This window comes from Streptomyces mirabilis (genome assembly GCF_039503195.1).
In the GTDB taxonomy this organism is placed as follows: domain Bacteria; phylum Actinomycetota; class Actinomycetes; order Streptomycetales; family Streptomycetaceae; genus Streptomyces; species Streptomyces mirabilis_D.
The window spans coordinates 3,869,624-3,894,371 of record NZ_JBCJKP010000001.1 but is presented as its reverse complement, the minus strand read 5'-3'; the positions used below and the strand labels follow the sequence as shown (position 1 = coordinate 3,894,371).

At 70.7% G+C, this 24,748-nt stretch carries 19 protein-coding genes and 1 pseudogene; 10 read left to right on the top strand and 10 right to left on the bottom strand.

What is annotated here, in order from left to right:
- Positions 1–54: 54 nt before the first annotated feature.
- Positions 55–2,634 (bottom strand): aminopeptidase N, encoded by a 2,580-nt coding sequence (gene pepN, locus AAFF41_RS18200; protein WP_343324228.1) that lies wholly within the window; start codon positions 2,632–2,634, stop codon positions 55–57.
- A 111-nt stretch (positions 2,635–2,745) separates the two neighbouring features.
- On the opposite strand from pepN (AAFF41_RS18200), the gene AAFF41_RS18195 reads away from it, so the two are divergent.
- Complete coding sequence (locus AAFF41_RS18195; protein WP_319744356.1) at positions 2,746–3,276, top strand: DUF1203 domain-containing protein; 531 nt, start codon at positions 2,746–2,748, stop codon at positions 3,274–3,276.
- 51 nt (positions 3,277–3,327) lie between these two features.
- Here AAFF41_RS18195 and AAFF41_RS18190 read toward each other — a convergent pair whose 3' ends face one another.
- Entirely contained in the window at positions 3,328–4,344 is a 1,017-nt protein-coding gene (locus AAFF41_RS18190; protein ID WP_099922633.1) for an aspartate-semialdehyde dehydrogenase, read from the bottom strand.
- A gap of 294 nt (positions 4,345–4,638) precedes the next feature.
- On the opposite strand from AAFF41_RS18190, the gene AAFF41_RS18185 reads away from it, so the two are divergent.
- Both AAFF41_RS18185 and AAFF41_RS18180 read left to right on the top strand, forming a co-directional pair.
- A complete protein-coding gene (locus AAFF41_RS18185; RefSeq protein ID WP_319744354.1) occupies positions 4,639–5,160 on the top strand; it encodes an RNA polymerase sigma factor in 522 nt (173 codons plus the stop codon).
- Between the two features lies 1 nt (position 5,161).
- Positions 5,162–5,899: a hypothetical protein gene (locus AAFF41_RS18180; RefSeq protein WP_319744351.1), complete on the top strand. Its 738-nt coding sequence runs from the start codon at positions 5,162–5,164 to the stop codon at positions 5,897–5,899.
- Positions 5,900–6,028: 129 nt separating this feature from the next.
- On the opposite strand, the gene AAFF41_RS18175 is transcribed toward AAFF41_RS18180, so the two are convergent.
- Together AAFF41_RS18175 and AAFF41_RS18170 are read right to left on the bottom strand one after the other, a co-directional pair.
- Positions 6,029–9,331 (bottom strand): S8 family serine peptidase, encoded by a 3,303-nt coding sequence (locus AAFF41_RS18175; RefSeq protein ID WP_319744349.1) that lies wholly within the window; start codon positions 9,329–9,331, stop codon positions 6,029–6,031.
- 264 nt (positions 9,332–9,595) lie between these two features.
- Positions 9,596–10,132, bottom strand: a complete 537-nt coding sequence (locus tag AAFF41_RS18170; protein WP_075031845.1) for a CGNR zinc finger domain-containing protein — start codon at positions 10,130–10,132, stop codon at positions 9,596–9,598.
- Positions 10,133–10,258: 126 nt separating this feature from the next.
- On the opposite strand from AAFF41_RS18170, the gene AAFF41_RS18165 reads away from it, so the two are divergent.
- The 5 genes from AAFF41_RS18165 to AAFF41_RS18145 all read left to right on the top strand — a co-directional run bounded on the left by AAFF41_RS18165 (position 10,259) and on the right by AAFF41_RS18145 (position 15,513).
- A complete protein-coding gene (locus AAFF41_RS18165) occupies positions 10,259–10,711 on the top strand; it encodes a VOC family protein (RefSeq protein ID WP_319744348.1) in 453 nt (150 codons plus the stop codon).
- 24 nt (positions 10,712–10,735) lie between these two features.
- Positions 10,736–11,617 carry a pyridoxamine 5'-phosphate oxidase family protein gene (locus AAFF41_RS18160; RefSeq protein WP_319744346.1) on the top strand — a complete coding sequence of 294 codons (882 nt, stop codon included), beginning with the start codon at positions 10,736–10,738 and terminating at the stop codon, positions 11,615–11,617.
- 36 nt (positions 11,618–11,653) lie between these two features.
- Positions 11,654–12,103, top strand: coding sequence for an NUDIX hydrolase (locus tag AAFF41_RS18155; protein ID WP_319744344.1), 450 nt, complete (start codon positions 11,654–11,656; stop codon positions 12,101–12,103).
- A gap of 366 nt (positions 12,104–12,469) precedes the next feature.
- Complete coding sequence (locus AAFF41_RS18150) at positions 12,470–14,260, top strand: TIGR03767 family metallophosphoesterase (protein WP_343324227.1); 1,791 nt, start codon at positions 12,470–12,472, stop codon at positions 14,258–14,260.
- Between the two features lie 113 nt (positions 14,261–14,373).
- Positions 14,374–15,513 (top strand): serine hydrolase domain-containing protein, encoded by a 1,140-nt coding sequence (locus AAFF41_RS18145; protein WP_319744340.1) that lies wholly within the window; start codon positions 14,374–14,376, stop codon positions 15,511–15,513.
- 124 nt (positions 15,514–15,637) lie between these two features.
- Here the strand turns inward: AAFF41_RS18145 and AAFF41_RS18140 are convergent.
- Positions 15,638–16,713 (bottom strand): annotated as a pseudogene (locus AAFF41_RS18140) (hypothetical protein).
- A gap of 212 nt (positions 16,714–16,925) precedes the next feature.
- Positions 16,926–19,505 carry an aminopeptidase N gene (gene pepN, locus AAFF41_RS18135; protein WP_319744336.1) on the bottom strand — a complete coding sequence of 860 codons (2,580 nt, stop codon included), beginning with the start codon at positions 19,503–19,505 and terminating at the stop codon, positions 16,926–16,928.
- A 173-nt stretch (positions 19,506–19,678) separates the two neighbouring features.
- Here pepN (AAFF41_RS18135) and AAFF41_RS18130 point away from each other — a divergent pair, with 173 nt between their 5' ends.
- Positions 19,679–20,335, top strand: coding sequence for a mycothiol-dependent nitroreductase Rv2466c family protein (locus AAFF41_RS18130; RefSeq protein ID WP_075031838.1), 657 nt, complete (start codon positions 19,679–19,681; stop codon positions 20,333–20,335).
- A gap of 13 nt (positions 20,336–20,348) precedes the next feature.
- On the opposite strand, the gene AAFF41_RS18125 is transcribed toward AAFF41_RS18130, so the two are convergent.
- On the bottom strand, positions 20,349–20,585 hold the full coding sequence (locus AAFF41_RS18125) for a hypothetical protein (protein WP_143601643.1): 237 nt from the start codon (positions 20,583–20,585) through the stop codon (positions 20,349–20,351).
- A gap of 157 nt (positions 20,586–20,742) precedes the next feature.
- Between AAFF41_RS18125 and AAFF41_RS18120 the strand changes: the two genes are divergently transcribed.
- On the top strand, positions 20,743–21,399 hold the full coding sequence (locus AAFF41_RS18120) for a histidine phosphatase family protein (protein ID WP_060895920.1): 657 nt from the start codon (positions 20,743–20,745) through the stop codon (positions 21,397–21,399).
- 119 nt (positions 21,400–21,518) lie between these two features.
- Here AAFF41_RS18120 and AAFF41_RS18115 read toward each other — a convergent pair whose 3' ends face one another.
- The 3 genes from AAFF41_RS18115 to AAFF41_RS18105 all read right to left on the bottom strand — a co-directional run bounded on the left by AAFF41_RS18115 (position 21,519) and on the right by AAFF41_RS18105 (position 24,743).
- On the bottom strand, positions 21,519–22,160 hold the full coding sequence (locus AAFF41_RS18115; RefSeq protein ID WP_319744334.1) for a superoxide dismutase: 642 nt from the start codon (positions 22,158–22,160) through the stop codon (positions 21,519–21,521).
- Positions 22,161–22,308: 148 nt separating this feature from the next.
- On the bottom strand, positions 22,309–23,703 hold the full coding sequence (locus tag AAFF41_RS18110) for an amino acid permease (protein ID WP_343324226.1): 1,395 nt from the start codon (positions 23,701–23,703) through the stop codon (positions 22,309–22,311).
- A gap of 149 nt (positions 23,704–23,852) precedes the next feature.
- Entirely contained in the window at positions 23,853–24,743 is an 891-nt protein-coding gene (locus AAFF41_RS18105; RefSeq protein WP_343324225.1) for a TauD/TfdA dioxygenase family protein, read from the bottom strand.
- Positions 24,744–24,748: the final 5 nt, after the last annotated feature.

Sequence of the window (24,748 nt, the reverse complement as noted above, 5' to 3'; positions counted from 1 at the left end):
TGCGAAAGGGGGCTCCCGGCACGACGCCGGGAGCCCCCGCTCACGTACGACCGACTACGCGGAGGCCGCCGCCGCGTCCGCCGCCTGGGCCTTCAGCGCGCGCTCGACCCCGGAGCGGGACTCCGAGATCAGGCGCCGCAGGGCCGGGGCGGGCTCGGCCGCGGCCAGCCACGCGTCCGTCTTGGCGAGGGTCTCCTCGGAGACCTGGACGGACGGGTAGAGACCGACCACGATCTGCTGGGCGATCTCGTGCGAACGGGCGTCCCAGATGTCCTTCACCACGGAGAAGTACTTGTCCGTGTACGGGGCGAGCAGTTCGCGCTGGTCGGTCTGCGCGAAGCCGCCGATCACCGCTTCCTGCACGGCGTTCGGGAGCTTGTCGGACTCGACCACCGCGGCCCAGGCCTCCGCCTTCGCCTCCTCGGTGGGACGCGAGGCCCGGGCCGTCTCGGCGTGCCGCTCACCGGCCGCCGTCTTGTCGCGCTCCGCCTCGGCGCCGATCTCCGCCTCGTCGTAGCGCCCGACTGCCGCGAGACGCTGGACGAACGCCCAGCGCAGCTCGGTGTCGACGGCGAGGCCCTCGATGCTCTCCCGGTCCTCCAACAGGCCCTCCAGGAGGTCCAGCTGCTCCGGCGTACGGGCGGTCGCCGAGAAGGCACGCGCCCAGGCGAGCTGGTGGTCGCTGCCGGGCTCGGCGGCGCGCAGGTGCGCGAGCGTCGCGTCCGTCCAGCGGGTCAGCAGCGCCTCGCGGGCCATCGGGTCGGCGTACAGCTCGATCGCCAGCTTCACCTGGCGCTGCAGCGACTGCACGACACCGATGTCGGACTCCTTGCCGATGCCCGACAGGACCAGGGACAGGTAGTCGCGGGTGGCGAGCTCACCGTCGCGGGTCATGTCCCAGGCCGAGGCCCAGCACAGGGCACGGGGCAGGGACGACTCGAAGTCGCCGAGGTGCTCGGTGACGAAGGCGAGCGAGTCCTCGTCGAGGCGGACCTTGGCGTACGACAGGTCGTCGTCGTTGAGCAGGAAGACCGCCGGGCGGCGCTTCCCGACCAGCTCCGGTACGGCCGTCAGCTCGCCGTCGACGTCCAGCTCGACGCGCTGGTCGCGCACCAGCCTGCCGCTGTCGTCGTCGAGGTTGTAGAGGCCGATCGCGATGCGGTGCGGGCGCAGGGTCGGCTCACCCTTGGCACCCTCCGGGAGCGCCGGAGCCTCCTGACGGATCGCGAAGGAGGTGATGACCCCGTTCGCGTCCGTCTCGAGCTCCGGCCGCAGGATGTTGATGCCGGCGGTCTGGAGCCACTTCTCCGACCAGGTCTTCAGGTCACGCCCGGAGGTCTCCTCCAGGGCGCCCAGCAGATCGCTGAGGCGCGTGTTGCCGTAGGCGTGCCGCTTGAAGTACGCCTGCACGCCCTTGAAGAACTCGTCCATGCCGACGTAGGCGACGAGCTGCTTCAAGACGCTCGCCCCCTTCGCGTAGGTGATGCCGTCGAAGTTGACGAGGACGTCGTCCAGGTCGTTGATCTCGGCCATGATCGGGTGGGTGGAGGGCAGCTGGTCCTGCCGGTACGCCCACGTCTTCATGGAGTTGGCGAAGGTCGTCCAGGAGTGCGGCCAGCGCGACTGGGGGGCATAGGCCTGGCAGGCCGCCTCGGCGTAGGTGGCGAACGACTCGTTCAGCCACAGGTCGTTCCACCACTCCATGGTGACCAGGTCGCCGAACCACATGTGGGCCAGCTCGTGCAGGATCGTGGCGGCCCGCACCTCGTACGCGGCGTCGGTCACCTTGGACCGGAACACGTACTGGTCGCGGATCGTCACCGCGCCCGCGTTCTCCATCGCACCGGCGTTGAACTCCGGCACGAAGAGCTGGTCGTACTTCTTGAACGGGTACGCGTAGTCGAACTTCTCCTGGAACCACTCGAAGCCCTGCCGGGTGACCTCGAAGATCGCGTCCGAGTCGAGGAACTCGGCGAGCGAGGGCCGACAGTAGATGCCGAGCGGCACGCTCTGTCCGTCCTTCTCGTACACGCTGTGCACGGAGTGGTACGGCCCGACGATCAGCGCGGTGATGTACGTGGAGATCCGCGGCGTCGGCTCGAAGACCCAGGTGTCGTCCTTGGGCTCGGGCGTCGGGGAGTTGGAGATCACGGTCCAGCCCGTCGGCGCCTTCACGGTGAACTGGAAGGTGGCCTTCAGATCGGGCTGCTCGAAGGACGCGAACACCCGGCGCGCGTCCGGGACCTCGAACTGGGTGTAGAGGTAGGCCTGCTGGTCGACGGGGTCGACGAAGCGGTGCAGGCCCTCACCGGTGTTGGTGTACGCGCAGTCGGCCACGACACGCAGGACGTTGCGGCCCTCCAGGAGCCCGGGAAGCGCGATCCGCGAGTCCTTGAAGACCTCGGCCGGGTCGAGGGGGTCCCCGTTCAGGGTCACCTCGTGAACGGCGGGAGCCACCAGGTCGATGAAGGTCTCCGAGCCGTTCTCCTCGACGTCGAAGCGCACCGTGGTAACGGACCGGTAGGTGCCGCCCTCCTGCGCGCCCGAGAGGTCGAGATCGATCTCGTACGAGTCAACGGTGAGCAGCTTCGCGCGCTGCTGCGCCTCTTCGCGGGTCAGGTTTGTGCCAGGCACGCGGTCATCTCCTCGTTATGCGACGGTTGCGCCATCCTTCCATGGGACCTGCACGGATGCGATGTCCGTTTCCCGCCGGTGCCCGGCACGCGCGGGCGCGAGCCTGAATGCATGACGCACACGACGGACGCGACGACGGACATGACGACATACGCGACGACGTACACGGCACGTCCCATCGACCCGGCGGTCCTGAAGGATCTCCGCACAGCTGACGATGCGGACCGTCCGATGGTTCCCTTCGCGGACGAGGAAGGCGGCGCGCCGCTGCGCTGCTGTCTGCGGCGCAGTGAACCGGGGGAGCGGATCGCCCTCGTCTCCTACGCGCCGCTGCGCCGCTGGGCCGCCGGGACGGGCGTCGACCCGGGCGCGTACGACGAACAGGGCCCGGTCTTCCTCCACGCCGACGACTGCCCGGGCCCCGACCTGCGCGGCCACCCCTTCCCGGGCGCTCACCGCACGGTCCGCCGCTACTCCGCCGAGGGTCACATCCTGGGCGGCCGTCTGGTCGAGAACCCCGAGGCCTTCGACGACGCCTTCGACGAGACCTTCGCGGAGGCCTTCGCCGACCCGGAGGTGGCGCTCGTCCACGTACGGGCCGTGGAGTACGGGTGCTTCCTCTACGAGGTGCGGCGGGCGTGAGAAGGGGCGGTCACCGTGCGGTGACCGCCCCCGGGGCGCGTGGCGCGGGCGTCAGCCCTTGAGCTCCGCCGCCACCAGCTCCGCGATCTGGACCGCGTTTAGTGCGGCGCCCTTGCGGAGGTTGTCGTTGGAGACGAAGAGGGCGAGGCCGTGCTCGGCCGTCTCGTCGGCGCGGATGCGGCCCACGTAGGACGCGTCCTTGCCGGCGGCCTCGAGCGGGTTCGGGATCTCGGAGAGGGTGACGCCCGGGGCACCGGCCAGCAACTCGGTCGCGCGCTCCACGCTCAGCGGACGCGCGAAGCGGGCGTTCACCTGGAGGGAGTGGCCGCTGAACACCGGGACGCGGACACAGGTGCCGGAGACCTTGAGGGCGGGGATCTCCAGGATCTTGCGGGACTCGTTACGGAGCTTCTGCTCCTCGTCCGTCTCGTGCAGACCGTCGTCGACGATCGACCCCGCGAGCGGGAGCACGTTGAAGGCGATGGGGCGCTTGTAGACCCCCGGCTCGGGGAAGTCGACCGCGCCGCCGTCATGGGTCAGCTTGTCGGCGTCCGCGGCGACCTTCAGTACCTGGCCGTGCAGCTCGGCCACGCCCGCGAGGCCGGAACCGGACACCGCCTGGTATGTCGCGACGACCAGCGCCTCGAGCCCCGCCTCCTCGTGCAGCGGCTTCAGGACCGGCATCGCGGCCATCGTCGTGCAGTTCGGGTTGGCGATGATGCCCTTGGGGCGGTCGGCGATCGCGTGCGGGTTCACCTCGGAGACGACCAGGGGCACCTGCGGGTCCTTGCGCCACGCCGAGGAGTTGTCGATCACGACCGCGCCCTGCGCGGCGACCTTCTCGGCCAGTGCCTTGGAGGTCGCGCCGCCCGCGGAGAACAGCACGATGTCCAGGCCGGAGTAGTCCGCCGTCGCCGCGTCCTCCACCGTCACACCGTCGAGCACGGTCCCGGCCGAACGCGCCGAGGCGAACAGCCGCAGCTCCTCGACCGGGAACTTCCGCTCGACGAGGATCCTGCGCATGACTGTGCCGACCTGACCGGTGGCTCCGACGATTCCGACCCTCACGGCGACTCCCTTAGCGTGCGTTTTACGTGGTCCAGCGCTTCCATCATGCGTCTGACCCGGGCCCGCGTGTCCAATCCTTAGCCCGTGCCGCCCGAGGAATGGGACACGTCCGCCCTTCGGCATTCCTGCGGCATCCGAAAGAAAACCGTCTGTCGGCCGCCGGGAACCGCAAGCCGTACGGCGTGGGCGTCCTCACCGGCCCCGGCCCGGTGTGACGTACGACTCCTTCGCGGGCGGCCGAACGTTTTGGCCCGCACCGGCGTCGTAGAGGAAACGCGGGAGGGGAGGGGCGGAGTGCTGCGCAGAAAGGCACGCCGGGTCCAGGGGGCGGACGATCCCCTGGACGCGGCCCAGGAACGCCGGGTGCGGGCGGTGCTCGCGCTCGGTGGCGTACCGCAGGCGGACCTGCCGGACGGGGTGCAGCAGGTTCGCCTGCGGTTGCTGGAACGCGCGGCGAAGGGGGACGAGGCGCCGCGTGACGTGTCCGCGTGGGCGGCGGTCGTCGCCTCGAACCTGGCGATGGACTGGCACCGGGCCAAGCGGCGCCAGGAGCGGCTCGGCGAGCGGCTGGCCTCGCTGCGGCAGCCCGCGGACGCCCGTGACGAGGACTCCAGCGTGCTCTCGCTCGCCGTGGCGCGGGGTTTGGACGAGCTGCCCGACGCCCAGCGTCAGGTCCTCGTCCTGCGTTTCTACGCCGATCTGTCCGTGCGCGGGATCGCCGAGGAGCTCGGCATCCCGGAGGGCACGGTCAAGAGCAGGCTGCACGCGGCGGTCCGCGCCCTGCGCGCCCGCCTGCACGAGGACGAGGTGGTGTGACGTGGCCGAGTATGAGGGAGTGGACGCGCTGTTGGCCGCGATCACTGACGAGGCTCTGCCCGAAGGGGCCCTCGACGACCCGGAGTTCATGGCCGAGCACCGGTCGGCGGTGGCCGACGTGGCGCTGCTGCGGGAGCAGTTGGCGGTCATCGGGGACGCGCTGGCGGACCGTGCGGAGGAAGTGAAGCCGGTTCCGGTACGGGCCCCCAGAAAGCGCGCCCGCCGGCCCGAAGGCGCCCCCAGGAACCGCGGGCGCCGTCCCCTAGCCCTGGTCCTGGGCACCCTCGTCGCGGCCACCGTGGCCGCGATGGTCGTCGGCATGGGCTGGATCCTCGGGCACGACGGGGCAGGCGCGTCGGATTCCAGCGGGGCCAAGGCGGCCGACAGCGGGACCGCGGGCGGCAGTGCCTCGCTGAGCGCCCCCGGCTATCTGGCCTGCGCCCGGCTCGTGGCGGAGGGCACGGTCGCCCACGTCGAGCCGCTCCCCGGCACCACGGAGAACCGGATCACCCTCCACGTGGACCGCTACTACAAGCCCGAGAAGGGGAGGGCCGAGGTCGTCCTCGTCCTGGACGAGCAGGTGGCTCCCCGGCCGCGCGAGGGCGAGCGGGTACTCGTCGCCGTCCAGGACGGCCCGGCGACACCGACCGGCTGGACCACGGGGGAGAAGGCCATCGCCGACGAACGGGCGTGGATCGTGAAGGCGCTGCCCGCGTCCCGCACCCTCACGTGCCCGTGATGAAGGCACGTGCCTGTGATGAAGGCACGTGCTCGTGATGAAGGCACGTGCTCGTGATGAAGGCACGTGCCCGTGAAGAAGGGCGGGCGCCCGTTTCCGGACGCCCGCCCCTCGAATGTCAGCCGGTTGCTACGGCGTGACCTTCTCGATCTTCACGCTGCCGAGGCCGGCGGCCGTGCCGCGGGCGTTCACCAGCTGGACCCGGCCGAAGAACTCGCGTCCCTCGGGGGCCGGCGCGGCCGCGGTGACCTCGCCGGACACCGTCGCCGTACCGCCCGTGGCGAGCTTCACCGGCGCCGACTCGTCGACCTTGACCGAGCCGAGCGCGGAGGAGAAGAACACGTCACGGTAGTCGTACGCGGTCGACCCCGACGGGACCGAGTAGCCCACGACCTCGATGGTGTACGTCCCGGCGGCGGGGTTGGGGATGGAGACCGCCTCCTCCGAGTCGCCGTCCGCGGACTGCGCGACCTGCTTGCCTGCGGAGTCGTACACCGTCAGGTCCAGGTCGGCGGCCGTGTCCGAGACGTTGCCGATGGCGACGTCGAGCGACGCGGCGCCGGCCGGCACCTCGACCGTGCTGGTCTGGGTGGCGCCGCCCGCGATGGTCGGCCGGGCCGTCTTCGAGGAGCCGAGCGGGCCGCCCTTCAGGGTGCCGTCGAGCGCCGCGAAACCGTTCGTCACCTTCCAGGAGGCGGTGACCGGCGTGCCGACCTTCGCCTCGGGGACCGTCACCACGGCCGGGTCGAAGGCCGCGCCGAGCACGGTGGCCTCCAGCTTGTACGGGTTGTCGAGCAGCGGTGAGGTACGGCGCGCCTCGACCTCGACCTCCCAGACACCGGGCTGCGGGTCCGCGTACGCACGCACGTCGGGCTTGCAGCCGTTGGTGTTCGGGTAGTTGCTGTAGCAGTACGGCGTGCCGGTGTCCTCGACCGGGACACCGTAGGGGTGGATGGAGATGAACCGGGTCTGGCTCAGGTCCTTCAGCCCGCCGATCGCGACCTCCAGCGCCTTCGCGCCCTCGGGCACGGTCAGGAAGTACGACCGCGTGCTGTTGCGCTGCACCGAACTGGACGCGGAGTAGCTGTACTTGAGCGGCGTGGAGACCACGACCGTCGTCAGGATCTGCTTGTCCAGGCCCTCGGTCCGCGGGTCGTCGACCTCGAGGATCGCGCTCTTGATGCCGGCCGAGGAGGCCTTCGCGGCGACCTTGACGGTGACCGGCTTGTTCAGTTCGAGCCTGACCTCGTCGGAGCCGACGATCCGGAAGGTGTCACCGGCGTTGTTCTCGAAGTGCAGCTCGTGGCGGATCGCCTTGTCCGGGCCGGACGTACGCGTGATGGTGATGTCGTACGACTTCTTCACGCCGACCTTGAGGCCGCCCTCGCGGTCGTAGAGGCCGGTGCCGAAGCCCGGGGTCTTCAGGGCGTAGTCGATCGCGGTGTCGACGGGGGCCTTGACGGTGTAGTCGTGGGCGGTCACGTCGTCCTTGATCGACTTCCACGCGTCCACGATGTTGATGAGGCCCGCGCCCTCCTCGTACGCCTGCACACCCTTGATGTGGTCGGCGGTCGAGGTGAGGGCCGTGCGCAGCTTGGCGGGCGTCAGGTCGATGCCCCTCTGCTTGGCGGCGCTCAGCAGCAGCGCGGACGCGCCGGCGGCCTGCGGGGAGGCCATCGAGGTGCCCTGGAGCATCGAGTAGCCGGCCGGCAGGGAGTAGCCGGCCTGGGCGACCGGGGAGCCCGGCAGCCAGGTCTGCGTGGTGTTGATCGCGGCGCCGGGCGCCGTCAGCGTCGGCGTGAAGCCGCCGTCCTCACGCGGACCGCGCGACGAGAACGGCATCATCGCGTACTTCTTCTCCACGACGGAGCCGTAGTTGGCGGCCCAGGTGTCCTTGGAGATGGACGCGCCGACCGAGATGACCTTGTCGGCCAGGCCGGGGTCGCCGATGGTGTTGGCGCCGGGGCCGGAGTTGCCCGCGGAGATCACCAGCTGGACACCGTAGGTGTCGATGAGACGCGTGTAGAGCTCGGAGCGCGCGTTGTTGCCGTCGTTCAGCGCGGGCAGGCCGCCGATGGACATGTTCACGATGTCGACGCCGTGGTTGACGACGAGGTCGATCATGCCCTCGGTGAGCGCGACGTTGGTGCAGCTCGGGCCGAACACGCAGGCGCGCGACGAGACGATCTTCGCGCCGGGGGCGGCGCCGTTCATCTTGCCGCCGAACAGGCCGTTCGCGGAGGTGATGCCGGCGACGTGCGTGCCGTGCTCGCTCGCGATCAGACCGATGTTGACGAAGTCGGCCTTCTTGCCGACCCAGGACCCGCCGTAAGGGTCCATCGGCACGTCCTTGCGGATCTGCACGACGAACGGCTGGCTCTCGACGACGTCGGTGGCCGGGTTGTCGGTCCCGAAGTGACCGATCTGGTAACCGTCCTTGTACGGCTTCATCGCGGTGTCGTCGCTGAAGTCGTGGTTGTTGTTCACGTCGACGGTGACGGTGCCGGCCGCCGGGTCGTACAGGACGCCCCACGCGTCCGTGGTGTCGCCGTCACGGTTCACGTCGCCCGCGGCGTCGCCGCCCGCGGTCGCGGACTCCCGGAACGTGCTGATCTCGTACGAGCCCGCCGGGGACGTCCAGGTCTGGCCGCCGTAGGTGAAGGTGGGCCCGGAGACCGCGCTGACCATGGGGCGCCAGCTCAGGTCGTTGTCGAGGATCGGGTCGGTCGAGGTGACCCAGTCGACGATCTTGCGCTCGCCGGTGGTGGTCTTCTGCAGCGCCGGGTGGCTCAGGTCCACACCCGAGTCGAGGATGCCGATGGTGACACCCCGGCCGTCCGCCTTCGGGTTCTTCTTCACGAAGTCGACGGCGCCCGTCTCGAAGGACGGGTTGTACGGGTTCGCGGCGGGGGTGTTCTTGTCGGGCGCGGCGTAGGTCTTCGTGGCCTTCGAAGAGGCGCCCTTGGCCGTGTCGGCGCTCGGCGTCGGGTCGTCGAGCGCGATGTCCTGGCGCAGGTCGATGCCGTGCACCGAGGTCAGCTTGGCGGCGGCGGCGATGGCCGCGTCGGCCTTGGCGGTCGGGACCGTGGCCCGGACGTAACCGACCTTGTCGTACGTCTGGCCGACGGAGCCGCCCTTGACCGCGTCCATCTCCTGGGCGACCTGCTCGGTCTGCCCGGGAGCGGTGGCGATCATCATCGTGACGTTCTTGGCGCCGTCGGCCTTGGCCTCGGCGAGGAGGTCCGCGTCGTCCGAACCGAGCTTGGCGCTCGCGGACTTGGTGCCCGGATCGGGCGTGGCGGGTGCGTGGTCCGCGGAGAAGGCCATGGGTATCGGCCCGGCCGCGGAGAGCGCGGCCACCAGGCCTGCGGCCACGGCGATGCGGGCCACGCGTCTCGCGCCCGATATCGGTGCGCGCTGAGGATCGGTCATCAGCATCCCTTGTAGGTAAAGGAACGAGCGTGGAGTGACCGGTCCCGACGTTCCCACGGGACGCGATCACATCAGTCCGGTATGTGGACCCGGATGACCGCTCAGCTTTACCTAAGGGGCAGTTGTTTGGGGAGAGTTGACCGGGGCGGGATGGAACCATGGCGTACTTCCGCCATGCGTCACGACGGTCAAAGCGCCATATGACGGGACATCGACTATCAAGGTCAACCCATCCCCGCCCGCCTGTAGCCCGCTCCCGGCCGCTCAGGCCTCCCGCGTGCGCGCGTAGTGGCGGGACGCCTTCGCGCGGTTACCGCAGGCCGCCATCGAGCACCAGCGGCGGGTGCCGTTCCGCGAGGTGTCGAAGAAATGCAGGATGCAGGTGTCGTGGGCGCAGCGGCGGATGCGGTCGGGGGCGGTGGCGAGCAGCCCGAGGTAGTCGCGGGCGGCGAGCCAGGCGGGCCCCCAGGACGGGTCGGCGAACTCCGCTTCCTCGCCCGGTCCCCGGCCGGTCAGCGTCAGGCGCACGCGGCCGTGCGCGAGGACGGCGTCGATCCGGGCGGCGGCTTCCTCCAGGGTGCCGTCGACGGCCGAGCGCAGGGCGTCACGGGCTTCCCGTGCGTGCAGCAGTACGGCGTCGTCGGCCGGGAAGTCCAGTCCGTTCGCCGCCAGCCACACCGTCAGGCCCTCGGTGTCCGTGAGCAGGTCCTGCGTCACTCCCTCGCGGTTCCAGCGGGTGTTGAGCAGGTCGAGCGAGACCGGTTCCCCGGTGAGCGGGCGGGGATCGGCGGTGGTGGACATGAGGAGCTCCCTTCGGTGCTAACCGCTCAAGAGTAGGTCACTGGTTGACGCCTCCCAGTCTAACCCTTAATGTTGATGACAGGGGTTAGCTCCTCTGTGGGGCGGCCAACGACAGACGGGACTGTCATGACCTTGCGCACCGGCCACATCGGCCTGAACGTCACCGACCTCGACCGCTCGCTCGCCTTCTACCGCGACGTCCTCGGCTTCGGAGTGATCGCCGAGGGCAAGGAGGAGGAACGGCGGTACGCGTTCCTCGGCTCCCTCGCCGGAGACGGCCGCCCGGTGCTCACCCTCTGGCAGCAGGCACAGGGGGCGTACGACAAGGCCCGCGCCGGCCTGCACCACCTCGCCCTCGAAGTGGACTCGGTCGACCGGGTCGGGGAGTACGAGAGGGCCCTGCGGGACTACGGCGTCGACTTCGCGTACGAGGGCGTGGTCGCCCACCGTGAGGGCTCGGCGTCCGGCGGCATCTTCTTCCACGACCCCGACGGCACCCGCCTCGAGATCTACGCGCCGAGCGGGGCTGAGGGGGCCCCGGTGCCGTCCGCCACCGCCCCCACCTGCGGATTCTTCTAGGGGCTGTGGAGAGCGGGGCGCGTCATGACGTATCACTCCGGCTCACGGGCCGTACAGGAGCGGATGGGTGTGCGCGAGGTCGCCGACCACGTGGGGCGGTCCGTCGGCCAGGGCATCCGCCCCGTGGCCGCCGCCTTCCTCGAACTCCAGCCGATGCTGGTGCTGGGCGCGGCCGACCCGGTGGGCGGAGCGGTGTGGGCCTCGCTGCTCACCGGCGAGCCCGGGTTCGTACGGGCGACGGGTGTCCGGCAGATCTCGGTCACGGGCGGCGGTCTGCGCGAGAGCGACCCACTGGCGCGGGCGCTCGCCACCCCGGGCACCTCCGTCGGCACGATCGCGCTCGACCCGCGCACCCGCCGTCGCATGCGGCTCAACGGCCGGGCCCGCCCGACCTCCCGCGGCTTCGCCGTCGAGGCGGACCAGGTCTTCTCCAACTGCCCGAAGTACCTGCAGAAGAGGGAGTCGTACGAGAACGCCGAGCGTCCGCCCGGCACGCCCCGCCGGTCCGCCGAACTCTCCCCCGGGCAGCGGCGGTTCGTCGAGTCCGCCGACACCTTCTTCCTGGCCACCGTCCACGCGCACGGCGCCGACGCCAGCCACCGGGGCGGCAACCCCGGTTTCGTCCACGTCACCTCACCGCATGAACTGCACTGGCGCGACTACCCCGGCAACTCCATGTTCCTGACCCTCGGCAACCTGGAGACGGACCCGAGGGCGGGGCTGCTCTTCCTGGACTGGGCGGCGGGGACGGTGCTGCAACTGACGGGCACGGCGCGCACGGAGTACGCGGCCGACGGGGAGCGCACGGTCGGCTTCACCGTCACCGAGGTCGTGCAGACACCTGCCGCCAGCCCGATCCGCTGGTCGCCGCCGGAGTACTCGCCGGCCAACCCGTCCCTGCCGTAGGCGACTTGACCTGGCCCCGTGCCGTAACGTCTGGGCATGCCGAAGCAGTTGAGGGTGGCGGCCTACGCCGTATGCGTGCGGGACGGGCGGATGCTGCTGGCCCGCTGGGTCGCGGGTGACGGAAGCAGGCGGTGGACCCTGCCGGGCGGCGGCATGGACCATGGCGAGGACCCCTACGACACCGTCATCCGCGAGGCCGAGGAGGAGACGGGCTACGCCGTCGAGCCCCTCGCGCTGCTGGGCGTCGACTCCGTACTGCGTTCGCACCCGCGCCGACTCGGTTCGCCCAACGACTTCCACGCCCTGCGGATCGTCTACGAGGCCCGCGTCACCGGCGGCGAACTGCGCCACGAGACGAACGGCTCCACCGACATGGCGGCCTGGCACCCGCTCGACGAGGTACCCGCCCTCGACCGGGTCGCGCTGGTCGACGTGGGACTGCGGCTGTGGCGGGAACGACCGCCCCTCGGCCGCGTCGGCTCCTAGGGCCTGTCCGGCGGATCAGGTTGCAGGAAACGGGCGGTGCCTCGTCGCCGCAGATGGGCGTGCCAAGCCCCGCGTCTGCGGCATGATCCGCCGGACAGTCCTAAGAGGCGGGGAAGCAGCAGCGGCGGGGAACTGGTTCCCTACCCCGGAAGATGAACACGGAGTGACCGCGTCCCGGCCGTCCGGAGAGGGGTCATGGACGCGCAGGGTGTTCCAAGATCCACATACGGTGATGGGCGTCGGGCGTTGCCGCCTCGTTAACGTCCAGGTCATCCCGGGTGCCAACGATCCAGTATGAGCGGGGAGTCTCCGTAACGAGCCCCCCGCGACCACTGCCGACGCGTTCGCACTCGGGGAGATCGCGCCATGTCGCGCATACGCTCTGTCGCCACTTCCGCCGCCATGAACCGCCGTACCCTGCTCGCCGCCACCGGGGCGGTGACCCTCTCCGCGGGCATCGGCTGCGCCCTGCGGCCCGACGCCGAGGCGCACGCCGCCACCACCGGCACCGGTGAGGCCGCCGTCGCCGTGTCCCTCCCCCACTCTCGGCTTCGCTCGAGCAGGGGGACCCCCATGGCGCCCGCCGCACCCCTCGCTCCCTACGAGCGCGGCACCACCCTGGAGAGCGTGGCCGCGCCGCGCTCCGGCTCGGGCGGCTACCGGCGGCTCGGTGACGGCCCCGCCTGGAAGCGGGTCGTACGCGGCGACCTGGCCGCGGCCACGTCGGGCCGGGCCGACCGGCGCACCGCGCTCGCCGCGTTCGTGCAGTTCACCGACCTGCACCTGATCGACGTCCAGCACCCGCTGCGGCTCGAGTACCTGCGCACCGGCGCCGCGGGCGCCTGGCGCCCGCACGAGTCGCTGACCGTGGCCGGCGCCGTCTCGCTCGTCGAGCGGGTCAACGCGCTGCGGGGCGCCCCCGTCACCGGCTCCCCGCTGCACTTCGTCATGACCACCGGGGACAACACGGACAACAACTCCAATACGGAGCTGGACTGGTTCCTGAAGGTCATGAGCGGCGGCCGGATCAGCCCCAACAGCGGCGACCCGCGCCACTACGAGGGCGTCCAGAACAGCGGCCTCAAGCTGTACTGGCAGCCGGACGCGGCCCTGCGCGACGCCGACAAGCAGCGCGGCTTCCCGCATCTGCACGGCTTCCTCGCCGCCGCCATCCGTGAGCTGCGCAGCCCCGGCCTCGGCCTGCCCTGGTACTCCACGGTCGGCAACCACGACGCGCTGCCGCTGGGCTGCTACCGGCACGGCGACTCCTTCCTCGCCGAGTTCGCCGTCGGCGGCAAGAAGCTGATGACGCTGCCCGCCTCGGTGAGCGCCGCCCTGCGCGCCGCCATCAAGAACGACAAGGACCCCAAGGGCGCCCAGCTCAGGGACCTCCTCAAGACGCACGCGAGGGAGCTGCGCCCGGTCACCCCGGACGAGTCGCGCGCCCCCTTCACGCCCGCCGATTACCTCAAGGCGCACCTCGACCCCGCGTACACCGGCCCCGGCCCGATCGGCCACGGCTATTCACCGGCCAACCTCGCCGCGGGCACCCAGTACTACGCCTTCCGCATCTCCGACGACATCATCGGCGTCAGCATCGACACCACCGACCCGGGCGGCCACTACATGGGTTCCATCGGGACGACCCAGCTGCGCTGGCTGGACAAGACGCTGAGCGACAACAAGGACTCGTACGCCATCGTCTTCAGCCACCACACCAGCACGTCGATGACCAACCGCCGCACCGACCCCGCGCACCCGAGCGACAAGCGCCACGGCGGCGAGGACGTGGTCGCCACGCTCGCCAAGCACCGCAACGTGCTGGCCTGGGTGAACGGCCACACCCACAAGAACGAGATCCTCGCGCACTCCGCGCCGAACCACGGCTCCTTCTGGGAGATCAACACCGCCTCCCACGTCGACTTCCCGCACCTCGCCCGCATCATCGAGGTCGTCGACAACAAGGACGGCACCCTCTCCCTCTTCACCACCCTCATCGAGTCCGCGGCCCCGCACCGCACGGACTTCTCCGACCTCAGCCAGACCGGCCTCGCGGCCCTCTACCGCGAGCTCGCCTTCAACGCCCCGGGCCGCAACACCGAACTGGCCGGCGCCTCACGGGACCGCAACACGGAGCTCGTACTGAAGAAAGCCTGAGGAGACCAGAAGAACGGCCGAAATCCACTCAACTGGCTCACAGGCGGGCAACCTTCACATCGGGCCGCCGAGTCCCTCCCCCGACCAGGGTTCACCGGTGAAGGGGGAACGACATGTCAGTGCGTACGGGACTGGTGGCGGCGACGGCGGTGGCGCTTGCGGCCGCTCTGGCGGGGCCCGCGGTGGCGGCTCCCGCCGGGGCAGGCCACCACGGCGCGACCCGCGCCGCCATGGACGCCGCGGTGAAGGCCGGGGTGCCGGGCGTGACGGCGACGGCGCGGGACACCGGCGGCACGTGGTCGGCCACGACGGGCGTGGGCGACGTGCGGACGCTCGCGCCGCGCGGCGCGGCCGACCGCTACCGCGTGGGCAGCATCACGAAGACGTTCGTGTCGACGGTGCTGTTGCAACTGGAGGCGGAGCGGCGGCTGTCGCTGGACGACGAGGTGGAGAAGTGGCTCCCGGGCGTGGTCCGGGGTCATGGCCACGACGGACGCCGGATCACCGTCCGTCAGCTCCTCCACCACACCAGCGGCATCTTCAACTACACGACGGACGACGACTTCGCCCGCACGTACTTCCTGAAGGACGGCTTCCTCGAACACCGATACGACACGAAGACACCCGAGCAGCTCGTGGCGATCGCGATGGCCCACGCACCGCTCTTCGCGCCGGGCACGTCCTGGAGCTACTCCAACACCAACTACGTGCTGGCCGGCATGGTGGTCGAGAAGGTCACCGGCCACTCCTACGCCACGGAGATCCGCCGCCGCGTCATCGAACCGCTCGGCCTGCGCGCCACGTCCGTCCCCGGCACCAGGACGACGCTCCCACGGCCCAGCAGCCACGCGTACTCGAAACTGTCCCGGGCGACGACGGGCCCGACGTACGACGTCACGCGGCTCAACCCCTCCCTGGCCTCCTCCGCCGGGGAGATGATCTCCGACTCCGCCGACCTGAACCGCTTCTACGCGGCCCTGATGGGCGGCCGGCTCCTTCCGCCGAAGCAGCTGAAGGAGATGAGGACGACGGTGAAGGCCGACGAGATCCCGGGCGCTCGCTACGGCCTGGGTCTCATCGACCGCAAGCTCAGCTGCGGGGTCCATGTGTGGGGCCACGACGGCGGCATCCACGGCTCGACGTCCTCCGCCGTGACGACGGCGGACGGCCGCCACTCCCTGGCCTTCAACTTCAACGGGGACTGGTCGGGGGACAGCGACGCGGTGATCGAGGGGGAGTTCTGCGGCAAGTAGGCCCTGGACGGCCCTCTTGGCGCCGGTCCGAGCCCGAGGTTCCCCGCGGGCGCACGCACGAGGAGGGGCCGCCGGATGGCCGACGGCCCCTCCTCTCCCCTCCTGGTACCGCCCCGGTCCGTCACTACCGGGGCAGGACCACGACATACGCCGCCGGATCCCGGTCGTTCGCCGCCATCAACGCGGTGCGGACCACCGCCGCCTGCTGCTCCATCGCGACGCGCAGCTTCCGCGGGGTGACGTGGACGACCGTGATGCCCAGCCGCTCCAGGTGCTCGCGCTTGCGGGCGTACTCCGACCAGAGGGCGTCGTCCTCCTGCCCATGGCCTTGCCGATGTCCCGGCCGGGGCGCCCGGGTGTCCAGCTCCAGGGCCACCGCCTGCTCGGGCCAGTACGCGTCGAGGCCGCCCAGGTGGGGCCCGCCCGGCAGACGCAGGTCGACGTTCCAGACCGGATCGGGCAGGCCGTACTCCCGCACCATCCGATAGAGCCGGTCCTCCGCGACCGCCCGGCCCTCCGCCAGCAGCGAGTCCACCGCGTCCACCACGTGCGGCCGGCTCAGCAGCCGTGCCTGAGTCAACTCACGTACCACCGTGGCCGGTTCGCAGTGCCCGGCGCGGACCGCCTCCGTCAGCAGCCGCCGTACCGCGCCCGCGTCCGACAACTCCGCCACCGCGTCGGCGAGGGCGCGCGGCACCGGGGCGACCGGGACACCCGTGAGGTACGAGGGGGCCGGCAGCGAAGCCGTTCGGACGATGCGGGCGCAGCCGTGCGAGCGCAGCCGGCGCAGTCGGGGGACCAGGACGTCGATCTTGTCGAGGGCGGTCAGCGGCGGCGACGAGGTGAATCCGTGCAGGGTCAGCGCCGCCAGGCCCGTGATCAGCGCGTCCGCGTACGGCCGCGGGGCGTGCGGTTCCTCGGCGCCCGGCTGGACGGGGATGCCCGGCGCCGGCTCGGCTGCGGGGGTGCGGCTCGCGAACAGCAGGACGGCGTGGAGGCGTTCCTCGGAGGTGGGCGGCCCCGGGTGGAGGAGGAAGACGCCGGGGAGGATCTGCTGCCAGGGGCCGCCCGGCCGGCACTGCTCGGTGGTGTCGGCGCCCGTGATGCCGTGGGCGCGCAGCTGAGCGGCGGTCAGGACCCGTCGCTGCGTGCGGGACAGGTGACGGAGGGGGCGGGGGAGAGTGGGGTGTTGTGGTTCATGACCGGGGGTTTCCCGCGTCCGATCCGTCCCCTAACCGCTGTTACACGCCCGTCGACAAATCCGGACAAGCTCGCCCTAAAGTACGAGCGTTCGACTGCCGAAAGACGCTGGTCCGGATCGGGGTTACGGGGCCCGGTGCGCGGGTTCGGTAACGGGGCTCCGGGCGGCCGCATGGGCGACCCGGGGCCCTGTCACTTCCCGGCCGTTGTCGCTACGAGCCCGCCGCCGTGTCGCACGCCTGCCCGCGCAGGGTGCGCGCCAGGTCGTCCCGTGCCTCCAGGACCAGACGGCGCAGGGCCGGTGCCGCGTCCTCGTGGGCGGTGAGCCAGGCGTCCGCCGCGTCCAGGGTCTCCTGGGAGTCCCGCAGGGACGGGAACAGGCCCTTGACCACGTCCATGCCGATCTGGATGGACCGCTCGGCCCAGACGCGCTCGATGGCCGCGAAGTACTTCGCGGCGTAGGGAGCCAGCAGCTCCCGCTGGGAGGGCTGCGTGAAGCCCGCGATGGTCGCCTCGACCAGGGCGTTGGACAGCGCGTCCGACTCGACGACCTGCGCCCAGGCCTGGGCCTTGACCGCCGCCGAGGGGCGGGCGGCGAGGCAGCGGACCTGGTGGCGCTTGCCGGAGGCCGTGTCGTCGCGGGCCAGTTCGGCCGCGAGGAGGGACTCGTCGGCGATGCCGTGCGCGGCCAGCGGTTCCAGGAACGCCCAGCGCAGCTCCTGGTCGACGTCCAGGCCGTCGACCTTGGCGGTGCCCTCGAGGAGGTGCAGCAGCAGGTGCAGATCGGCCTGGTCGGAGGCGACCGTCGCGAAGAAACGGGCCCAGGTCAGCTGGTGCTGGCTGCCGGGCTCGGCGAGCCGCAGCTCCTTCAGGGCGCCCTGGGCGAGCAGCCGGCCGCCCTCCGCACGCCAGTCGGGGGCCGCGTAGTGGACGAGCGCCGAGTGCGCCCAGGCGTGCAGCATCTGCAGGACGCCGATGTCGGACTCGCGGCCCGCGAAGCGCAGCACCAGGCCCACGAAGTCCCGGGCCGGCATCAGCGCGTCCCGGGTGAGGTTCCACAGCGCCGACCAGCACAGCGCGCGGGCGAGCGGGTCGGTGATGTCGCCGAGCCTCTCGCGCAGCGTGGCCAGCGAGTTCTCGTCGAAGCGGATCTTGCAGTACGTGAGGTCGTCGTCGTTGACGAGGACCAGCTCGGGGGCGTCCACGCCGACCAGCTCCTCGACCACCGTACGGGGGCCGACGACGTCGACCTCGGCGCGCGCGTACCGCACCAGGGAGCCGTCGGCGTCCTCACGCCGGTACAAACCCACCGCGACGCGGTGCGGGCGGAGTTCGGGGTGCGACTCGGGGGCCTCCTGGAGCACGGCCAGCTCCGTGATGCGGCCCTCGGCGCTCAGGATCACCTGCGGGGTCAGGGAGTTCACCCCGGCCGTCTGGAGCCAGGCCCGCGACCAGGTGGCCAGATCGCGCCCGCTGGTCTCCTCCAGCGCCGACAGCAGATCGCCGAGGCGTGTGTTGCCGTACGCGTTCCGCTTGAAGTAGCGGCGCGCGCCCTCCAGGAACGCGTCCTGGCCGACGTACGCGACGAGCTGCTTGAGCACGCTCGCCCCCTTCGCGTACGTGATCCCGTCGAAGTTGAGCTTGGCGTCCTGGAGGTCACGGATGTCGGCCGTGATGGGGTGGGTGGAGGGCAGCTGGTCGGCACGGTACGCCCAGGCCTTGCGGCGATTGGCGAAGGTGATCCAGCCGTTCTCGAAGCGGGTCGCCCCGACCAGCGCGAACGCGCCCATGAAGTCGGCGAAGGACTCCTTGAGCCACAGGTCGTCCCACCACTCCATGGTGACGAGGTCGCCGAACCACATGTGCGCCATCTCGTGCAGGATGACGTTGGCCCGGCCCTCGTACGACGCCTGCGTCACCTTGCCGCGGAAGATGAACTCCTCGCGGAAGGTGACGAGCCCCGGGTTCTCCATCGCGCCGAGGTTGTACTCGGGCACGAACGCCTGGTCGTACTTCCCGAACGGATAGGGGAAGTCGAAGTGGTCGTGGAAGAAGTCGAGCCCCTGCTTGGTCACGAGGAACACGTCGTCGGAGTCGAAGTGGGGCGCAAGACCCTTGCGGCACATCGCGCCGAGCGGGATCTCCAGCGTCGTACCGTCCTCGAAGGTGCGCGCGTAGCTGTCCGTGACGTAGTGGTACGGGCCCGCCACGAACGCGGTGATGTACGTGGAGATCGGCTTGGTCTCGGCGAACCTCCACACACCGTCGACGAGTTCACCGACGCCGTTGCTCCAGACCGTCCACCCCTCCGGGGCCCGCACCTCGCAGCGGAAGGGGGCCTTGAGGTCCGGCTGCTCGAAGTTCGCGAAGACGCGCCGCGAGTCGGCGGGCTCGTACTGGGTGTAGAGGTAGACCTCGCCGTCCTCGGGGTCGACGAAGCGGTGCATGCCCTCGCCGGTGCGGGAGTAGGCGCACTGCGCGTCGACGACCAGCTCGTTGTCGGCCCGGAGGTCCTCCAGCCGGATGCGGGAGCCGTCGAAGACCTCGCCGGGGTCCAGGTCCTTGCCGTTGAGCGACACGGCCGTGACGCTCGGTGCGAGCAGATCGGCGAAGCTCGCGGCGCCCGGCTCCGCGCAACGGAAGCGGATCGTGGTCACCGAGCGGAACGTGCGCGGCTCGGCCTCGATGTCGCCCAGAGCGGAGCGCAGGTCGAGGGAGACCTCGTACCCGTCCACGGACAGCAGCGCTGCCCGCTCCTGGGCCTCGTCGCGGGTCAGATTCTCACCGGGCACGGGCGGCACTCCCTCGGGGCGTCATGGAATGGACACGGATACAGCGAAACGGACAGGAGCGATCCTGCCATGTGCCCCTGACGCGGGACACCCGGGAATGAGGCGTGACACCCGGGAATGAGGCGAGCGGCCTCCGGCGTTGCTGCCGGAAAGACCGCTTTCCGAGGAGAACCATGCCCGAGACCGCCTCCACCAAGACCCCCGTCGACTTCTGGTTCGACCCGCTGTGCCCCTGGGCCTGGATGACCTCGCGCTGGGTGCTGGAAGTGGAGAAGGTCCGGGACATCGAGGTCCGCTGGCACATCATGAGCCTCGCGGTCCTCAACGAGGACAAGCTGGACCAGCTGCCCGAGGAGTACCGGGACATGCTCGCCACCAAGGCCTGGAAGCCGATCCGGGTGGTCACCGCCGCCTGGCAGAAGCACGGCGAGGACGTCCTCGGCCCGCTCTACACCGCGCTCGGCACCCGTATCCACAACCAGGGCGAGGGCGCGACCATCGAGGCGATCGCGGGCGCGCTCGAGGACGTCGGCCTCCCGGCCTCCCTGCTCGACTACGCCGACCAGGAGGACTTCGAGTTCGACGCCGAGCTGCGCGCCTCCCACAAGGAGGGCATCGACAAGGTCGGCCAGGAGGTCGGCACCCCGGTGATCGCGCTCCCCGGCGACGACGGCGAGCAGATCGCCTTCTTCGGCCCGGTCGTCACGCCCACCCCGCAGGGCGAGGCCGCGGCCAGGCTGTGGGACGGCACGCTGCTGGTCGCCTCGACCCCCGGCTTCTACGAGATCAAGCGGACCCGCACGAAGGGCCCGGACTTCAGCAACCTGTAAGGGGCACCAGGAGTCATTCCGGGTCGGGCATCTTCTGGGGCGGGTCGAACGGCTTGACCCTCAACGCCGTACGGATGTTGCGGCAGTCGAAGTCGGTTCGCCCGCAGATCCAGTAGTCGTCCACATACGCGTTCGGCTTCTGGAGGTTCGCCAGCTTGCGGATGATGTCCCGCTCCCGGTCGTCCCGGGGCTGGCGGTGCGGCTGGTAGGACCCACACGTGTAGCAGGGGTACGTCATTTCCCTCGGCATCCCGCAACGATGCCCCGGAAGCCCGCATACCGTAAGGCCCCGTGAGGCTCCTTTTCGCTCCTCACGGGGCCTTCGCCGCACAGCCGGCCAGACCCGGACGGAGGGCTTCCGCCTGAGCGCGCACGCGAGGGCGCCCCGACCGGAATACTGGCGGGTCATGAGTACGACGAGCATGACCCACAGCGCCGTGAGTCCCGCAGCCTCAGTGAGCACGACCCTGCTGCTCGCCCGGCACGGCCGGACCGTCTGGCATGCCGAGAACCGCTACGCCGGAGTGAGCGACGTCCCCCTCGCCGACGAGGGCCACGCCCAGGCCGAGGCGCTCGGCCGCTGGGCCGCCGCGCACCCCGTGGACGCCGTCTGGACGTCGACCCTCTCGCGCGCCGTCGCCACGGCCGAGCCCGCCTGCCGCGCCCTCGGTCTCACCGCGCTCCGCGAACCCGCCCTGCGCGAATGCGACTTCGGGGTGGTGGAGGGCCGTACCCTCGCCGAGTTCGAGGCCGAGAACCCGGCCCGGGCGAAGGCGTTCCGGGTCGACCCGGTGTCGTACCCCTTCCCGGAGGCGGAGGACCCGCGCACCGCGGCGGCCCGCGGGGCGGCCGTCCTGCGCCGGATCGCGGCCGCGCACCACGGCGAACGCGTCCTGGTCGTCGCCCACAACACGCTGCTCCGGCTGGTGCTCTGCTCGCTGCTGTCCATCCCCCTGGGCGAGTACCGCAGGGTCCTTCCGCGGCTGCGCAACGCCGCGATCACCGAACTCCGCATGACGGACGGGGCCGCCGCGCTGCTGTCGCTCAACGTGCCCTGCGGGTGACGCGGGCCGTGTACACAGGAGGGCCCCCGCGAGTCACGTCCTCGCGGGGGCCCTCCGTTTCTCCGCCTGCCACGTGAAAGGTGAGAAGACGATCACGAGCAGGACGTTTCTTACCCGCCTCAGGGGGTCGGCAGCAAGACGTTCGCGCGGGCCGTGGCCGCCTCGTAACGCCTGGCCGCGTCCTGCCAGTCGACGACCTGCCACATCGCGTCGATGAAGTCGACCTTCTGGTTGCGGTACTGCAGGTAGAAGGCGTGCTCCCAGGCGTCGAACACCAGGATCGGCACCGACCCCTGCCCGACGTTGCCCTGGTGGTCGTAGATCTGCTCGACGACGAGGCGACCGCTGAGCGGCTCGTGGGCGAGGACGCCCCAGCCGGAGCCCTGGGTGGTCGCGGCGGCCTTCGTCAGCTGCGCCTTGAACCCGGTGAAGGAGCCGAACGACTCGGTGATCGCGTCCGCGAGCTCTCCCACACCGTCCACGGCGAGGGGCTCACCGCCGCCGTTCCCGCTCATGTTCGTCCAGTAGATGCTGTGCAGGATGTGGCCGGAGAGATGGAAGGCCAGGTTCTTCTCCAGACCGTTGACCGCTCCCCACGACTCCTTGTCACGCGCCTCCGCGAGCTGCTCCAGCGTGTCGTTGGCCCCCTTCACATACGCCGCGTGGTGCTTGTCGTGGTGCAGCTCGATGATCTCGGGGCTGATCACGGGTGCGAGCGCGGCGTAGTCGTACGGCAGCTCAGGGAGTGTGTAGACGGGCATGGCGGAGTCCCCTCCGGCCTCGTAAGACCTTATTGCGCATTACTTGCAACTGCACGTTAGCAACAAAAAGGCCCTCGCGCGGGTCGCACGAGGGCCTTTCGGGGGAGTGGGAGCGGCAGCGGTCGGCGGGCCGGAGAACGGGAAACGGTCAGCGGGCCACGCGTGCCCGCTGCCAGGCGTATCCGACGGCCGCCAGGAACAGCGTCATCCCGCCCGTCGAGTACAGCTGCACCCGGGTGTCGGGCTGCCGGGCCATCAGGACGAAGATCGCGGCCATGCCGGCCAGCGCCACCCAGGTCAGCGCCGGGAACAGCCACATCCGCACGACCAGCTTCTCCGGTGCCTCGCGCTCCACCCGGCGCCGCAGCAGCAGCTGCGAGACCGCGATGAAGATCCACACGACCAGGATCACCGCGCCGATCATGTTCAGCAGCCAGGGGAAGACGTCGTCCGGCCGCCAGTAGCTCAGCAGCACGCACACGAAGCCGAAGACGCAGGAGACGAGCACCGCGACGCGCGGGACCCCGGCCGAGACCCTGCCGAGGGCCTTCGGGCCCTGGCCGCGCTGCACCAGCGAGTAGGCGATGCGCGAGGAGCCGTAGATGTTGGCGTTCATCGCCGAGAGCAGCGCGACGAACACGACCACGTTCATCAGCTGACCGGCGCCGGGGATGCCCAGGTGGTCGAGGGCGGCGACGTAGGGGCCCTTCTCGACGACCTCCTTCGAGTCCCAGGGGACCAGCGTGACGATGACCGCCATGGAGCCGATGTAGAAGAGCGCGATGCGCCACATCGCCGTACGGACGGCGCGCGCCACGCCCTGGACCGGGTTCCGCGACTCGGCCGCCGCGATGGTGACCGTCTCCAGACCGCCGTACGCGAAGACCGACGCGAGCAGACCGACGACCAGCCCCTCGCTGCCGTGCGGGAGGAAGCCGCCCTGGCCGGTGAGGTTCGAGGTGCCGGGGGAGTCCGTGCCGGGGAGCACACCCGCGACGGCCAGCACACCCAGCACCAGGAACAGGCTGATCGCGCCGACCTTCAGCGCGGCGAACCAGAACTCGAACTCGCCGAAGTTCTTCACGGCGGCGAGGTTCGCGACACAGAAGACCACCATGAACAGGGCGACCCAGGCCCACTCGGGCGTACCCGGCAGCCAGCCGGTGACGATCTTCGCCGCCCCGATCCCCTCCAGCCCGACGGCCGTGCAGAGCAGCACCCAGAAGGACCACCCCGCGGTGAAGCCCGCCCACGGTCCGATCGCCCGCTCGGCGTGCGCCGAGAACGAGCCCGAGGACGGATACGCGGCAGACATCTCGCCGAGCATCCGCATCACCAGCATGACCAGCAGACCGGAGACCGCGTACGCGATCACGATCGACGGTCCGGCGGCGGCGATCCCCGCGCCGGACCCCACGAACAGACCGGCGCCGATCACACCGCCGAGGGCGATCATCGACAGATGGCGCTGCTTGAGGCCGTGGGACAGCGGGGCGTGTGCGTCGGGAGCGGCGGGTGGGGTGTCGAGGGTGGTGCGGGACATGAGAGCGGGTGGTCCCTTACGTGCGCGTGGGCAAAAACGCCCACAGTCTGGGCAGCCTCTCCGTTCAGGGGAGAGGCTGCCCACTATGCGGACACCCGCGGTACGGAGCGTGAGACTCCCTTTACTCGGCCACGGACGTGCGGTGCGTGTTACTCGGCCACGGACGTGTAGTGCGAGGCGTCGCCCTCGATCGAGTAGCTCTCCTTGCCCTCGATGCCGACCGGCACGTCACCGGCGACGGTCACCCGGTGCAGGCGGCGCGGCCGGCCGTCGTAGTTGTCGACCGCGTAGTGCTGGGTGATCCGGTTGTCGAACAGGACCAGCTGGTTCGGGGACCAGCGCCAGCGCAGGATGTTCTCCGGCCGGGTGACGTACGACTGGAACAGGTCGAGCAGCGTGCGGGACTCGCCCACCGACAGCCCGACGATCCGCTGCGCGAACCCGCCGATGAACAGCCCGCGCTCACCGGTCAGCGGGTGGACCCGGACGACGGGATGGGCGGTACGGAACTTGATGGACGTGAACTGGGCGCGCTGGGCGGCCTGTTCCTCGTCGATCTGCTCGTCCGGCACCGCGTAGTCGTAGTCGTTGGTGTGCTCGGCCCACAGGGTGTCGGCGAGCGCGCGCAGCGGGGCGGGCAGGTCCCGGTAGGCGGCCGCCGAACTGGCGATCAGGGTCTCGCCGCCGTACGGCGGGATCGTGATGCTGCGCAGGGTGCTGGCCTGGGGCGGGTTGAGGACGAAGGTCACGTCGGTGTGCCAGTGGTTGGCGCGCCCGCGCTCGCTGTCGACGGGGAGCACGTTCGGGGCGCCGTCGACGGCGGCCACCGTCGGGTGGGCGGTGGTGAGGTCGCCGAAGTGGCGGGCGAAGGCCTGCTGGCCCTCGTCGTCGAGGTGCACGTCGTCGAAGGCCAGGGCCTTGTGGACGTCGAGGGCCTCGCGGATCGCGGTGACCTGTTCCTCGTCGAGCGGCTTGGAGATGTCTACGCCGGAGACCCGGGCGCCTATGTGCGCGGTGACCTTGCTGATCTCGATGGACATGCGGG

Coding starts and splice junctions, on each gene's coding strand:
- AAFF41_RS18195 (WP_319744356.1), top strand. CDS start 2,746: ATGACGCACACGACGGACGCGACGACGGACATGACGACATACGCGACG.
- AAFF41_RS18175 (WP_319744349.1), bottom strand. CDS start 9,331: ATGACCGATCCTCAGCGCGCACCGATATCGGGCGCGAGACGCGTGGCC.
- AAFF41_RS18170 (WP_075031845.1), bottom strand. CDS start 10,132: ATGTCCACCACCGCCGATCCCCGCCCGCTCACCGGGGAACCGGTCTCG.
- AAFF41_RS18165 (WP_319744348.1), top strand. CDS start 10,259: ATGACCTTGCGCACCGGCCACATCGGCCTGAACGTCACCGACCTCGAC.
- AAFF41_RS18160 (WP_319744346.1), top strand. CDS start 10,736: ATGACGTATCACTCCGGCTCACGGGCCGTACAGGAGCGGATGGGTGTG.
- AAFF41_RS18155 (WP_319744344.1), top strand. CDS start 11,654: ATGCCGAAGCAGTTGAGGGTGGCGGCCTACGCCGTATGCGTGCGGGAC.
- AAFF41_RS18150 (WP_343324227.1), top strand. CDS start 12,470: ATGTCGCGCATACGCTCTGTCGCCACTTCCGCCGCCATGAACCGCCGT.
- AAFF41_RS18145 (WP_319744340.1), top strand. CDS start 14,374: ATGTCAGTGCGTACGGGACTGGTGGCGGCGACGGCGGTGGCGCTTGCG.
- AAFF41_RS18130 (WP_075031838.1), top strand. CDS start 19,679: ATGCCCGAGACCGCCTCCACCAAGACCCCCGTCGACTTCTGGTTCGAC.
- AAFF41_RS18125 (WP_143601643.1), bottom strand. CDS start 20,585: ATGCCGAGGGAAATGACGTACCCCTGCTACACGTGTGGGTCCTACCAG.
- AAFF41_RS18120 (WP_060895920.1), top strand. CDS start 20,743: ATGAGTACGACGAGCATGACCCACAGCGCCGTGAGTCCCGCAGCCTCA.
- AAFF41_RS18115 (WP_319744334.1), bottom strand. CDS start 22,160: ATGCCCGTCTACACACTCCCTGAGCTGCCGTACGACTACGCCGCGCTC.
- AAFF41_RS18110 (WP_343324226.1), bottom strand. CDS start 23,703: ATGTCCCGCACCACCCTCGACACCCCACCCGCCGCTCCCGACGCACAC.
- AAFF41_RS18105 (WP_343324225.1), bottom strand. CDS start 24,743: ATGTCCATCGAGATCAGCAAGGTCACCGCGCACATAGGCGCCCGGGTC.